Source organism: Streptomyces sp. NPDC002104 (assembly GCF_053593795.1).
The window spans coordinates 57,953-71,556 of the sequence record NZ_JBSFDF010000021.1 but is presented as its reverse complement, the minus strand read 5'-3'; the positions used below and the strand labels follow the sequence as shown (position 1 = coordinate 71,556).

Genomic DNA, 13,604 nt, shown 5'->3' with positions numbered 1-13,604 from the left:
ATGCACTCCCCCGCCCCCTCTCCACTGCCCGTCCCCGTACCGCCTCCCGAACCCTCCGCGCCGTCCGTCCCGGCGGCCCGCTCCGGGGGCGAGTCCGGACCCAGCCCGCACCGGTCCGCGTTCCGGCCCGACATCGAGGGACTGCGCGCCGTCGCCGTCCTCGCGGTCCTCGCCTTCCACGCCGGGGTTCCCGGGCTCGCGGGCGGATTCGTCGGCGTGGACGTCTTCTTCGTCGTGTCCGGCTACCTCATCACCGGCCTGCTCGTCCGCGAGGCGATCACCACCGGCCGGATCCGGCTCCTCGACTTCTTCTCCCGTCGGGCCCGCCGGCTCCTGCCCTCCGCGGCCGTCGTCCTCACCGCGGTGGCTCTCGCCGGGGCCTGGCTGACCGTACCGCTGCGCCGCGCCGACCTGGAGCACGACGTGGTCGCGGCGGCGCTCTCCGTCTCCAACTGGCGCTCCGTCGCCCAGCGGACCGACTACCTCGCCGCCGGTCACGAGCAGAGCCCGCTGCTGCACTTCTGGTCCCTCGCGGTCGAGGAGCAGTTCTACCTGCTCTGGGCGCCACTGCTGGCCCTGATCGTGCTCGGCGCCGCCCGGGCCCTGCGCCGCGGCCGCGCCGTGCGCTCGGCCGTCGCGCTGGCCGCCGTACCGCTGGTGCTCGCGTCGTTCGCGCTGTCGCTGCGCTGGACGGACCACTCCCCTTCGCTGGCGTACCTCGCCACGCCCTCACGGGTCTGGCAGTTCGGGGTCGGGGCACTGGTGGCCCTGCTGCCCTGGCACCTCATGCGCGGCCCGCGCCCGCTGCGGCTGCTGTGCGGCTGGGCCGGGGGCGCGGCGATCGTCTGGAGCGCGTTCGCGTACGACGCGTCCACGCCCTACCCCGGCTACCCGGCCCTGGTGCCGACCCTGGGGGCGGCGGCCGTGATCCTCGCCGCGATACCCGGCCGGGGCGAGCGCAGCGCTCCGGGCACCACCTACGGGATCGGCCGGCTGCTCGCCGGCCGGGCTCCCCGGGCCGTGGGGCGGCTCTCCTACACCCTGTACCTGTGGCACTGGCCGGTGCTCGTCCTCGCCGAGGCCCGCTTCGGGCCCCAGGACTGGCCGGTGAAGGCCGCGCTGACCCTGGCCGCCGCACTGCCCGCGTACGCCACCATGCGCTGGGTCGAGCAGCCGCTGCGCCGCAGCCGCACCGTCTCCGAACTCCCGCGCCGGGGGCTGTCGGTGGGCGTCACGGCCGTGGTCCTGCCGGTGGTCCTCGCGCTCGTGGTGGGGACGACCACGCTGAACCTGCTCGGTCCGGCGACGCCGGTCCGGCTGGCCGGGCTGCCGCCGGGCGCCGCCGCCGGCCCGCACCTGCTCGCCCGTACGGGCTCCGCGCCCCTGGCGGCGGGCCCGGTCGTGCCCGCCGCCGCGCAGGCGCGGAGGGACTTTCCGCCGGACGGGGCCTGCGAGGTGGCCCCGGCCGTGACCCACAGCCCGGACTGCCTGTTCGGCGCGGTGGACAGCCCGGACCGGATCGTGCTGCTCGGCGATTCGCACGCCGGCCAGTGGTTCTCCGCGATGCTCGCCCTGGCCTCTCAACGGGGTTGGGCGCTGCAGGAGTTGGTGAAGCAGGGCTGCCCGCTGCCGCAGCTCGCCGTGGACAGTCCGCAGCTCGGACGCGCCTACCGGGAGTGCGACACCTGGCGGGCCGATGCCCTGGAGCGGCTGCGGACGCAGCCGAAGCCGCGGCTCATCGTGATCTCCTCGCTCAACCGCTACACCGCCGATGCGGGGCTCCTCGCCGAGGCCTGGGAGAAGACCCTCGCACCCCTGCGGGCCATCGGCGTGCCGATCGTCTACATCGAGGACACCCCCGTACCGGGTACGGATGTCCCCGCGTGCGTCTCCGGCAGCCCCGAGGCCCCCGAGGCCTGTGCGTTCAGCCGTACGAATGCCCGGCAGCCCGATCCGCTGGCCCGGAAGATCGCCTCCGGAGACCTGCCCGGCGTGAGGTCGGTGAGCGTGAACCCGGTCCTGTGCCCGGGCGACGGGCCGACCTGCCCGGCCGTGGTGGACCGCATCCTGCTCTACCGGGACGACGCCCACCTGACCAACGTCGCGGTCGTCGTCCTGACCCCCCGGCTCGACCGGCTGCTCACGGAGTCCGGGGCGCTGCCCCCGGCGGGCGCGTCGGGCGCCGCGTCCGGGGCGGCCGGGCCGGCGGGGGGCTGGAGCGAGGTGTTCCGGGACGAGTTCGACGGTCCCGCGGGCAGCCCGCCGTCCTCCGCGAACTGGCTGCACGACACCGGCACCTGCTACCCGGGCTGCCCCGCACCCCAGTGGGGCACCGGTGAGATCGAGACGATGACCGACTCGACCGACAACGTCCGCCTCGACGGCAGGGGCGCGCTGGAGATCGTCCCGACCCGCACGGACGGCGCCTGGCGCTCGGGCCGCATCGAGACCCGGCGCTCCGACTTCGCGGCCCCGGCCGGCGGGATCCTGCGGATCGAGGCCGCGATCGCCCTGCCCGGGGTGACCGGCGCAAAGGCCGCGGGCTACTGGCCGGCGTTCTGGACCCTCGGGGCGCCCCTGCGCGACGGGTACACGGGCTGGCCGGGCGTCGGGGAGCTCGACATCATGGAATCGGTCAACGGCCGCGACAGCGTCTTCTCGACCATGCACTGCGGAACCCTCGAAGGCGGCCCGTGCCGGGAGCCGGCGGGCCTGAGCTCGGGCCCGCAGCCGTGCGGGGAGTGCCGTACGGGCTTCCACACGTACGCCGTCGAGGTCGATCGCTCCCCGGGCGCCGAGGAGGTGCGCTGGTACCTCGACGGCCGTGTGCACCACCGGGTGGCCGCCGCCCGGATGGACCCGGACACCTGGAAGCGGGCGGTGGACCACGGCCTCTTCCTGATCCTCAACGTGGCCATCGGCGGCGGTCTCCCCCTGGCCGACGGCGCGAGCCCGGGCCCGGCCACCGAACCGGGCCACCCGATGCGGGTCGACCGGGTGACCGTCTCCACCCGGGCCCGCGCGGCCTGACCCCGCCGGCACGTCCGGCGCATCCGGCACGTCCGGCACGTCCGGCACGTCCGGCGCTGTCCCACCCTCCCCGCCCGGGAAGGGTGGGACAGTGGAGGCATGTGTGGTCGATACGCCTCCTCCCGCGCGCCGCAGGACCTCGCGGGACTCTTCGATGCCCGGCTCGATCCCGGCCGGGAGCTGGGGCCCTCGTGGAACGTCGCGCCCACCGACGAGGTGTGGGCGGTCCTGGAGCGCGCCGACCGGGACACCGGCGAGCTCGGGCGGCAGCTGCGTCCGGTGCGGTGGGGCCTGGTGCCGTCCTGGGCCAAGGACCCCGCCGTGGGATCGCGGATGATCAACGCGCGGGTGGAGACCGTCCACGAGAAGCCGGCCTACCGGCGGGCCCTGGCCAAGCGCCGCTGCCTGCTGCCGGCGGACGGCTTCTACGAATGGGTCGCCGTACCCGCCACCGGTACGGCCAAGGCCTACAAGCAGCCCTACTTCATCCGCCCCGAGACCGGCTCCGTCATGGCCATGGCCGGTCTGTACGAGTTCTGGCGCGACCCCGCCGTCGAGGACCGGGACGACCCGGCCGCCTGGCTCACCACGGCCACGATCATCACCACCGAGGCCACGGACGCCGCCGGCCGCATCCATCCCCGGATGCCGCTGGCCCTCGATCCCGGCGACTACGAGGCCTGGCTCGATCCCTCCCACGAGGACACGTCGGATCTCCGCGCCCTGCTCCACACCCCCGCCGGAGGGCGGCTCGCGGTGACCGCGGTCTCCACCGCCGTCAACAGCGTCCGCAACAACGACCCCCACCTCACCGACCCCGCCACCTGACGACCCCAGGGCATCACCCACGGCACCACAACCTCACATCCTCTCGGAAATCCGTACGACTCCGTTGGCTGATTTCGGGGTTTCCAACGGTTTGGCGGGACGATCCGGCATTTGGCGCCCGCCGCGCCCCGGCCGCTGCGATGCTTCCGCCGGTACGACTGGGCCGGCGTCCTTCCAACGGGCCCTGGATTACCGGCGAACGGGCGGCACCGCCGGACGACACCGCGTTCCGGTTCGTCGTACGGAAGCGTCCGGCCGCGGCTTCCCGGGAGTATGCGACTCCGGCCGCTGCCGGGCGGAGGCGAGAGGGGGAGACTTCGATGTCTTCGACTGCTGTGTTACATGGTCCGCGCGCCCAGTGGCGGCGACGCCTGCTGGCGGTGGCCGCGTCCTCGGCCCTGGCCGCGGGCGGCCTGACCGTTCTGGCGCCCCCGGCTTCGGCGGAGGGGGTGTGCGGAGCCCCGGTCGTGGTGGATGCCACGACCACGGTCACCTGCACCGCGGGGGGTGCCGGAAGCGTCACGGTGCCCGAGGGCGTCGTGAGCGGTGTGGTGACCCTGGACGGGGCGGGGGGCGGGAACGCCGCCGACGGCACCGCCGGGGGCAAGGGCGCGCACCTCGTCGCCACGCTCCCCGCGACGCCCGGGCAGGTCTTCGCCGTGACCGTCGGCCGGCGCGGTGCCAACGGCACGCCGAGTGCGCAGTTCGGCGTGCCGGGATTCGGCGGCGGCCTGGTCGCGGTGACCACCGACACCAACGTCCGCCTGCTGACGGCCGGTTCGGGCGGCGGGGCGGGCGGCGCGGGCATCGGCTCGCCCTCCTACCGGGGAGCGGCGGGCGGTGACAGCGGCCGGGCCGGAGCGAACGGCAACGGCCTGGCCCCCGACGCCGAAGGCGGTACGGGCGGCGGCCCGGGCACCGACACGGCCGGCGGGGCCGGCGGGATCGGCGGGCCCGGCGCGGACAACGAGGGCCCGAACGGCTCCCCGGGCGCCTTCCCGAACGGCTCGGGGGGCGCCGCCGGCCAGGGCGTGTTCAGCCCGACGGGCGCCGGCGGCCGCGGCGGCGCCGGGTACGGCGGCGGCGGCCGGGGCGGGGCGGGCGGCAGATACGGCTCCACCGGCGGCGGCGGAGGGGGTGGCGGCGGCGGGTCCAGCCTGGTCTCCGGGACGGTTCCCGGCTCCCCCGTCACCCTGACGGACGGGGCCAACTCCGGTGACGGGCGGATCGTGTTCGCCTTCACCCTGCCGCCCACGGTGACCTCCGTCGCCCCGGCCGCCGGACCCGCGGCCGGCGGTACGTCCGTGACGGTCACCGGCACCAACCTGACGGGCGCCGTCCTCACCTTCGGCGCGGACGACCCGGCCACCGGCGTCAGCTGCTCGGCGACCTCCTGCACCGCCACCGCCCCGGCCGGGACCGGCACCGTGGACGTCCGGGCCACCACCGCCGGCGGCACCAGCGCCCCGGCCCCCGGCGGCCGGTACACCTACTTCCCGGTCCCCGTGGTGACCTCCCTCAGCCCGTCCACCGGTACGACGGCCGGCGGTACGGCCGTCACCGTCACCGGCACCGGACTGGACGGCGCCACCGCGATCGCCTTCGGTCCCGGCACCCCGGGCAGCGGCCTCTCCTGCACGGCCACGAGCTGCAGCGTCACCGCGCCCGCCCACGCCGCGGGTTCCGTGGACGTCCAGGTCACCACGCCCGGCGGCACCAGCGCCGTGACCGGCGCGGGCCGGTACACCTACCAGCTCCCGCCCGCCGACATCGACGTGGACCTGAGCGCGCAGCCGGGCCTCAGCCTGCTGGTCCCCTACCTCACCTACACCCTGAACACCCGCAACACCGGGCCCGGTACGGTCACTTCGGCCACGGTCACCGCGACCCTGCCGCCGGGCGCCTCCGCCAACACCCTGTCCCCGGGCTGCACGGCCGCCGGGTCGACCGTGACCTGCTCCTACGGGACCATCGCCAACGGCGCCTCCGTCAGCAAGTCGTTCCGGGTACCGCTGGGCCTGCTCTCGCTGGGGCGCGTCACGGTCTCCGCGACCCGTACGGCCTCCTCCCCGACCGACCCCAACCCGCTCAACGACAGCGCCACCGCCAGTTGCACGGTCGTCTCCGTGCTCCTGGCCACCTGCCCCTGATCCCGTAGCCGCCCTCCCGTACCAACGGGAGGGTGGTACGCACCCGTTCGCCGCCGGCCCGCCCCGTCACGAGGCGGGCCGGCGGTGCGTCCGGGTCCCGGTCAGGAGGGGTCGGCGGACTCCCCGGCGGGCGACTCCCCGGAGGCCAGCTCCCCGTCGTCCAGCGCGTGGCCCGTGACCGCCCGGGCGTACGAGCGCAGGGCGGCGATCACCTCGGCGCGGGTCCGCCGTCCGGCGAGCACCTCCATCTGGTAGCCGTCCTCCATGGCGACGAAGTTCGCGGCGAGCAGCCGGGGCGGGTCCTGGAGCCGGAAGTGCCCCTGGGCCTGGCCGAGCACCAGGATCCCGGAGTAGACGGCGATCTGGCGTTCCGTCAGGGCGCTGTCGAGCGCCGCCGCCCGGGCATCGCGCAGGCAGCGGGGCCAGTATTCGAAGAGCAGCCGGGTCAGCGCGTCGTCGGGGCCGCCGGCGACCCCGTGGTCGATGCAGGCCCGCAGTTTGCCGCGGGCGTCGCCGAAGCGGTCCGCGGCCTCCTCGCGCTCCTGGCTGTAGCGCTCGATGGCCTGCTGGTACGTGGCATGGACCAGGGCGTCGAGATCGCCGTAGTAGAGCACCGCGGCGGGGGTGACCCCGGCCTGATCGGCGACGTCGCGCAGCCGCAGGCCCTCCAGCCCGCGGAGCAGCACGGCACGCTCCACCGCCTTGCCCAGCTCGGTCCGGCGGTTCTCCTTGCCGGTCCCCTTCCTGGCTGCCACACCATCTCCTTCGCAGAGGATCATCTAAATCTGGATTTAACAATATCGCTCGATCTATTGACCGTCCAGGAACCCCCGTCTTAAATCTGCGTTTAACGCAGTGGCTCCTTCGCCCACCCTCCGGGCTCCGCCCCACGCCCTGCACACCACACCTGCGGCCTCCAGGAGGCATCATGACCAACCCGACCGACACCGGGTCCAGAACCGGGCCGGCACCGGCCCCGGCCCCCGCCCCCGTCGGCAAGGGGCTGCGCGGCGGCTCCGTGGGCCTGCTCGCCTCCGTCACCCTCGGGCTGTCGTCCGTGGCCCCGGCCTACAGCATCGCGGTCACCCTCGGCTTCGTGACGCTCGCCGTGGGGGACCTGGCCCCGGCCGCCCTGCTCCTGGGCTTCGTACCGATCCTGCTCACCGCGTTCGCGTTCCGCGAGCTGAACCGCGAGATGCCGGACTGCGGCACCAACTTCGTCTGGACCACCCGCGCCTTCGGGCCGGTGGCCGGCTGGTTCACCGGGGGCTGGGTCGTCATCGTCGCCACCCTCATCGCGATGACCGCCCTGTCCCAGGTCGGCGCCGTGTACCTGCTGAACCTGCTCGGTCTGCACTCCCTCGCCGCGAACGACGCCGCCGTCACGGGGACCGCCCTCCTCCTGCTGGCCGCCTGCACGCTGGTCTCCGTGCGCGGACTGCACCTGGCGGCCTCCGTGCAGTACGTGCTCCTGGGCCTGCAGATGGCGGCCCTGATCGGCTTCGGTGCGGCCGCCCTCGCCCGCGACGGCGCCGCCACCCCCTCGCCGGCCTGGCTCGACCCCAGCGCCTTCGACGGATTCGGGCCCTTCGCCGAAGCCGTCCTGCTCTGCCTGTTCATCTACTGGGGATGGGACTCGCTGCTCGCCGCGAACGAGGAGACCCGGGACGGCGAGCGCGTGGCCGGGCAGGCCGCCGTCATCTCCACCCTCCTGCTCCTGGGCACCTACCTGTTCACCGCGTTCGCGGCGATCGGCTTCGCCGGCACCGGAACCACGGGCCTGGGACTCGGCAACCCGGAGAACGCCGCCGACGTCCTCACGACCCTCGCACCGCCCGTCCTCGGCGGGGCGCTCGCCAAGGTGATGGAGCTCGCCGTCTGCGTCTCGGCGGTCTCGGCCCTGCTCACCTGTCTCGTCGGCAACTCCCGCGGCACCCTGTCCATGGCCTCCCACGGCGCCCTGCCCCGCGCCTTCGCCCGGGTCCACCCCCGCCACCGCACCCCCGTCTTCGGCACCCTGGCGTGCGGAGCGGCGGCGGCCGGCACCCTGATCACGCTCCGGCTCGTCTCCGCGGACTTCCTCGGAGACGCCGTCCTGTGTGTCGGGCTGCTCATCGCCTGCTACTACGGCACCACCGCCCTGAGCTGCGTCTGGTACTTCCGGCGGACCCTGCGCGACTCCCCGCGCCACCTCCTGCTGCGCGGCGTCCTGCCCCTCCTGGGCGGCCTGCTGATGCTGGCCGCCTTCGCCCGCAGCGCGTACGACATGTACGACCCCGGCTACGGCAGCACCTCCTTCCACGGCGTCGGCGGGGTCTTCCTGCTCGGCGCCGGATCCCTCACCGCGGGCGCCGTGGCCCTGCTGATCGCCCGCGCCAGTTTCCGCCGCTTCTTCCGCGAAGGCCGCACCTCGGTCGTCGCCCTCACCGTCACCGAGGTCTGACCCCACCATGCGCACTCTCGCCATCGCCGCCCTGCAGACCGCTCCCGTGGCCCACGACCTCGAAGCGAGCTGGCAGCTCTTCCGCGACCAGGTCCACGCCACGCGCGAGCTCTTCCCCCACGTGCAGCTCGTCGTCGCCCCCGAACTCCTGCTCGCCGCCGAGGGCCCGCTGCTGCGACCCGCGCCCGACGACTGGATGGAGCGGGCCGCCGTCACCATCCCCGGACCGCTCACCGACCGGCTCTGCGCCCTCGCCCGGGAGACCGGGCTGTGGCTGGTCCCCGGGAGCCTCTACGAGCGCGCGCAGGACGGCCACGTCCACAACACGGCCATCGCGGTCTCGCCCGAAGGCGAGATCGTCGCCCGCTACCGCAAGGTCTTCCCCTGGCAGCCGTACGAAAGGGCCCGGCCCGGCCACGAGTTCACCGTCTTCGACCTGCCGGGCATCGGCCGGGCGGGCCTCGCCATCTGCTACGACGGTTCCTTCCCCGAGACCATCCGCCAACTCGCCTGGCTGGGAGCGGAGATCGTCATCCAGCCCACCCTGACGCCCACCCGGGACCGGGAGATGGAGCTGGTCTGCGCCCGCGCCAACGCCTGGACCAACCAGGTGTACGTGGTCAACGTCAACGCCGCCGACCCGGCGGCCGTCGGCGCCAGCGCGATCGTCGACCCCGAGGGCCTCGTACGCCAGCAGGCCGGCCCCGGCGAGGAGGTGCTCGTGGACGTCCTGGACCTCGACGCCGTCACCCGCGTACGCCGCTACGGCTCCACCGGGCTCAACCGGCCCTGGAACCAGCTGGCCCGGTACGGGGAATCGATCGCGCTCCCCATGTACGGCGGCGCGACGTTCCGCAGGCCGCACTGGCTGCCGGAAGAGGAGGACGCCCCGGCCTCGTAGCCGCCGCGGGGCGGGAAACCCGGTCGACAGCCCGTCCCCGGCACGGTGGGATGACTCCGAGCGCCCGCCGTACGGAGCGGGCCGGGTACGGGAGTTGTACGTGACGAGCGAGACGACGGCAGAGGCGGAGGCTGCGCAGGCGGAGGCGCAGGCTCAGGCCTCCGCACCGGACGGGGTGGCGGCGCGCCCGGTCATCGACGCGGCGCTGGTCCGGCGCCTGGTCGACGCGCAGTTCCCGCAGTGGGCGGGGCTTCCCCTCCGTCTCCTCGATCCGGCCGGGTCCGACCACGTGATCCACCGGCTGGGCCGGGAGCTGTCCGTCCGGCTCCCCCGCGGGCCCGGGGTCGCCGGGCAGGCCGCGAAGGAGGCCGAGTGGCTGCCCCGGCTCGCCCCGCACCTGCCGCTGGCCGTTCCGGTACCGGTGGCCGTGGGCAGGCCCGGCTTCGGCTATCCGTGGCCGTGGTCGGTGACGCGCTGGCTCGACGGGGAGGTGGCGACCGCCGGAGCGCTGGCCGACTCCCCCGCGGCCGCCGTGACCCTGGCCCGGTTCCTCACGGCTCTCCAGGGGCTCACCACCCCGGTCTTCCCCGCCGGAGCCGCCCCCGCGGCCCTGACCGGCGCTCCGCTGGCCGACCGGGACCGCGCGACGCGGGCCGCCATCGCGGAGGTCTCCGGCGTGTTCGACGCGGCGGCCATGACCGCGCTGTGGGAAGCGGCGCTCGCCGCGCCCGCCTGGGACCGGCCTCCGGTCTGGTTCCACGGGGACTTCCACACCGGCAACCTGCTGACCGCCGGCGGCCGCCTCAGCGCGGTCATCGACTTCGGCGGGCTCGGCATCGGGGATCCCGCGTGCGATCTGACCATCGCCTTCACCCTGATGTCCGCCTCCAGCCGGGCCGTCTTCCGCGCCGCCCTGGACGTGGACGACGCCACGTGGACGCGCGGCCGCGGCTGGGCCCTGGCCACCGGCCTCAACGCGTACACGTACCACGCCGCGACCGACCCCCGCGTCGCGGCGCAGACCACCCGGCAGATCACCGAGGCACTCGCCGGCTGATCCCTCACCACACCTTGGCGAGGAAGGCGCGGGTGCGCGGGTGCCGCGGATTCTCCAGGACGGCTGCGGGCGTTCCCTGCTCGACGACGACCCCGTCGTCCATGAACACGACGGTGTCCGCGACCTCCCGGGCGAAGCCGAGTTCGTGGGTGACGACGAGCATGGTGGTTCCGGAGCGGGCCAGGTCCTTGATGACGTCCAGGACCTCGCCGACCAGTTCCGGGTCGAGCGCCGAGGTCGGCTCGTCGAAGAGCAGCACCTTCGGTTCGAGCGCGAGCGCCCGGGCGATGGCCACCCGCTGCTGCTGCCCTCCGGACAGCTGGCGCGGGTAGGCGTCCGCCTTGTCGCTCAACCCCACCCGCTCCAGCAGCCGCCGGGCCGTCGCCTCGGCCTCCTCCCGCGGCCTGCGCAGCGCGGACACCGGGGCCTCGACCAGGTTCTCCAGCACGGTGAGGTGCGTGAAGAGGTTGAAGTCCTGGAAGACGAACCCGATGTGCGTGCGCTGTCTCAACACCTCCTTCTCCTTGAGTTCGTGCAGTTTGCCGCGGTGCCCCCGGTAGCCGATGAGTTCGCCGTCGACGCTGATCCAGCCGCGGTCGACCTTCTCCAAGTGGTTGATGGTGCGCAGGAGGGTGGACTTCCCCGAGCCGGAGGGCCCCAGGATCACGGTGACCTCTCCGGCGCGGACCAGCAGGTCGACCCCGCGCAGCACCTCCAGGGGTCCGAAGCTCTTGTGGACGCCTCGGACCTCCACCATGGCCTGTCCGGCCGCGGGCCCGCTCACGTGTGCTCGGCCGGGTTGATCTGCGAGGTGTCGATCGCGGAGGGCGTGGTGCCCCACTTCTTCAGGATCCGCGCGTAGGTGCCGTCCTTGATCAGCTCGTTGACGGCGGCCTGGAAGGCGGGGGTCAGTGCCGAGCCCTTCTTGAAGGCGAAGCCGACGTCGAGACGGTGGTACTCGCCGAGGAAGGTGGTCTGCGCGGCGGGCTGGGACGCCTGGTGGCGCAGGCCGTTGATCGTCGACATGACCACGTCGATCCGGCCCTGCTGGAGGGCCGTGGTGACGGCCCCGGTTTCGGAGAAGACCTTGACCTCGTACGGCTTCTTCCCGGCGGCGGCGCAGACCTCCTTCTTCGCGGTGAGGGTCTTCTCGAAGGTCGTTCCCGCGCCGGTGCCGATGGTGAGTCCGCACAGCTGGGTCAGGTCGGAGACCTGACCGGTCAGGACGGTGCTTCCCGTCTTGACCGCGAAGCCCTGGCCGTCGTTGATGTAGGTGACGAAGTCGACGGACTTCAGGCGTTCGGTGGTGACGCCGAAGTTCCCCGTGCCGACGTCGTACTTGCCGCTGCCGAGGGCGGGGAGGATCGTTTCGAAGGAGGCGTCCTGCCGCTCCAGTTTCACGCCGAGGACCTTGGCCACCGCGGCGGCGATGTCGATGTCCTGCCCGGCGGGCGGCTTGTCCTGCCCGTTGGGGTAGTACGCCGACGGCGGCGCTCCGACGGAGCCGCCGAGCCGCAGGCTGCCTGCCTTGCGGACGTCCGGGGGCAGCAGGGCGGCGATCCGCTCCACGGCCCGTACCCCGGCGACCGGATCGTCGGCCGGCGCGGGAGAGACGACGGCCGCCGCCGGAGCGGATCCCTCGCCGGAGCCGCAGGCGGTGAGCGCGGTCAGCCCCGCCAGGACGGGCAGGAGCACGAGTGCGGTGCGCACGCGCCCGCGGAGCCCTCTCGTGTGGCGGCTCATCCGCGCACCGCCGTCAGGGTCTGGCGCAGGGAGGTCTCGGAGCGGGCATCGCGAGCGGCGTTCCCCGTGGTGTCCGCCGCGGCCTCCCGGGCCGCGTCCCGCTTGGCGACCTCCTCGCGGACGAGGGGGATCACGTACCGGCCGAAGTCGATGGCGTCGTCGAGCAGGTCGTAGCCGCGGGCCGACAGGATGTCCACGCCCAGGTCGTAGTAGTCGAGCAGTGCCTGGGTGACCGTCTCCGGGGTGCCGACCAGCGCGTTGGAGTTGCCCGCGCCCCCGGTGGCGGCGGCGGTCGGGGTCCACAGGGCCCGGTCGTAGCGCTCCCCCGCCTCGGCGATGGCGATGAGGCGCTGCGATCCGGTGTTCTGGGGCGCCGGGGCCTCCGTCACCCCGTTGCTACGGTGGCGCTGTGCGGTCCCTGCCCGCCTGCGCTCGCGGATGGCGCCCACCGTGCGGTGGGCCTTCTCCCAGGCCAGCTCCTCGGTCGGGGCGATGATCGGGCGGAACGCGACCTGGATGCGGGGCAGTTCGGTGCGGCCGGCGGCCCGCGCGGCCTCCCGTACGGCCTCGATCTGCTGGGCCGTCTGTTCCAGGGGCTCGCCCCACAGGCAGTAGATGTCGGCCTCCGCGCCGCCGGCGGCGTAGGCGGCGGGTGAGGAACCGCCGAACGAGACGTTCGGGCGCGGCTGCTGGACGGGGAAGACGTCGCTGACGAAGTCGTGGAAGCGGTAGTGCTCGCCCTCGTGGTCGAAGGCCTCGTGGGTGGTCCAGATCTTCTTGACGATGCGGATGTACTCGCGGGTGCGGGCGTAGCGCTCGTCCTTGGTGAGGACGTCGCCCTCGCGGCCCTGCTCGTGGTCGTTGCCGCCGGTGATGAAGTGCACGGCCAGCCGGCCGCCGCTGATCTGGTCGAGGGTCGCGAAGGTCTTGGCCGCGAAGGTGGGGTAGGAGACGTTGGGCCGGTGGGCCAGCAGGATCTGCAGCCGGTCCAGCTTGCCGGCGATGTACGCGGCGGCCGGCGCCGGGTCCGGCGTACCGGAGCCGTAGGCGAACAGGACCCGGTCCCAGCCGTGCTCCTCGTGCGCCCGGGCGAGCCGGAGCGTGTACTCCTTGTCGAAGGAGGCGCCGGATCGGGCGGTGGTTTCGGAGCCGTCGTTGGTGGCGGCTATGCCGAGGAACTCCACGGGCATGGGTGTGGCCTTTCGGAAGGTACGGCGGATCGCCTCGCGGCAAGGCGAACCGGCCTCGGTGCGGCGGTGTATGAGGCGCCGTCAGCTACGCGGTGGGTGCGCGGCCGACGGAGGAAGGCGCGTGATGTGCGGACGTGGCGTGCAAGCGTGACGACGCGGGGCGTCGGGAATTCGGTGCGGCGGCAGCGCGCGTCCCGGTGCGCGGCGGGGTGAAGGCCTTGCGGCGGTCACGGACGGCACGGGGACGGTGCGAAGGGGAGAG

General features: G+C 74.1%; 10 protein-coding genes. 6 read left to right on the top strand and 4 right to left on the bottom strand.

Features of this window, described 5'->3' with window-relative positions; all coding sequences use genetic code 11:
- The 3 genes from ACWCP2_RS19460 (at position 1) to ACWCP2_RS19450 (ending at position 6,008) form a co-directional block, all read left to right on the top strand.
- The gene (locus ACWCP2_RS19460; protein ID WP_450909860.1) at positions 1–3,030 is read left to right on the top strand and encodes an acyltransferase family protein; all 3,030 of its coding nucleotides are present in this window, start codon (positions 1–3) and stop codon (positions 3,028–3,030) included.
- A 99-nt stretch (positions 3,031–3,129) separates the two neighbouring features.
- On the top strand, positions 3,130–3,858 hold the full coding sequence (locus ACWCP2_RS19455) for an SOS response-associated peptidase (protein WP_450909815.1): 729 nt from the start codon (positions 3,130–3,132) through the stop codon (positions 3,856–3,858).
- Between the two features lie 335 nt (positions 3,859–4,193).
- Entirely contained in the window at positions 4,194–6,008 is a 1,815-nt protein-coding gene (locus ACWCP2_RS19450) for an IPT/TIG domain-containing protein (protein ID WP_450909814.1), read from the top strand.
- A 101-nt stretch (positions 6,009–6,109) separates the two neighbouring features.
- Here ACWCP2_RS19450 and ACWCP2_RS19445 read toward each other — a convergent pair whose 3' ends face one another.
- The gene (locus ACWCP2_RS19445) at positions 6,110–6,763 is read right to left on the bottom strand and encodes a TetR/AcrR family transcriptional regulator (RefSeq protein ID WP_450909813.1); all 654 of its coding nucleotides are present in this window, start codon (positions 6,761–6,763) and stop codon (positions 6,110–6,112) included.
- Between the two features lie 173 nt (positions 6,764–6,936).
- On the opposite strand from ACWCP2_RS19445, the gene ACWCP2_RS19440 reads away from it, so the two are divergent.
- The 3 genes from ACWCP2_RS19440 (at position 6,937) to ACWCP2_RS19430 (ending at position 10,409) form a co-directional block, all read left to right on the top strand.
- Entirely contained in the window at positions 6,937–8,451 is a 1,515-nt protein-coding gene (locus ACWCP2_RS19440; RefSeq protein ID WP_450909812.1) for an APC family permease, read from the top strand.
- A 7-nt stretch (positions 8,452–8,458) separates the two neighbouring features.
- Positions 8,459–9,352, top strand: coding sequence for a carbon-nitrogen hydrolase family protein (locus ACWCP2_RS19435; RefSeq protein WP_450909811.1), 894 nt, complete (start codon positions 8,459–8,461; stop codon positions 9,350–9,352).
- 175 nt (positions 9,353–9,527) lie between these two features.
- Positions 9,528–10,409 (top strand): aminoglycoside phosphotransferase family protein, encoded by an 882-nt coding sequence (locus ACWCP2_RS19430; protein WP_450909859.1) that lies wholly within the window; start codon positions 9,528–9,530, stop codon positions 10,407–10,409.
- 4 nt (positions 10,410–10,413) lie between these two features.
- On the opposite strand, the gene ACWCP2_RS19425 is transcribed toward ACWCP2_RS19430, so the two are convergent.
- From ACWCP2_RS19425 to ACWCP2_RS19415, 3 genes are read right to left on the bottom strand one after another with little or no spacing between them, the layout of a single operon-like run.
- Positions 10,414–11,166 carry an amino acid ABC transporter ATP-binding protein gene (locus tag ACWCP2_RS19425; RefSeq protein ID WP_450909858.1) on the bottom strand — a complete coding sequence of 251 codons (753 nt, stop codon included), beginning with the start codon at positions 11,164–11,166 and terminating at the stop codon, positions 10,414–10,416.
- Between the two features lie 23 nt (positions 11,167–11,189).
- Positions 11,190–12,152 carry an ABC transporter substrate-binding protein gene (locus ACWCP2_RS19420; protein ID WP_450909810.1) on the bottom strand — a complete coding sequence of 321 codons (963 nt, stop codon included), beginning with the start codon at positions 12,150–12,152 and terminating at the stop codon, positions 11,190–11,192.
- Entirely contained in the window at positions 12,149–13,342 is a 1,194-nt protein-coding gene (locus ACWCP2_RS19415; RefSeq protein WP_450909809.1) for an LLM class flavin-dependent oxidoreductase, read from the bottom strand. Before ACWCP2_RS19415 ends, ACWCP2_RS19420 begins: the two co-directional genes overlap by 4 nt.
- Between the last annotated feature and the right edge of the window lie 262 nt (positions 13,343–13,604).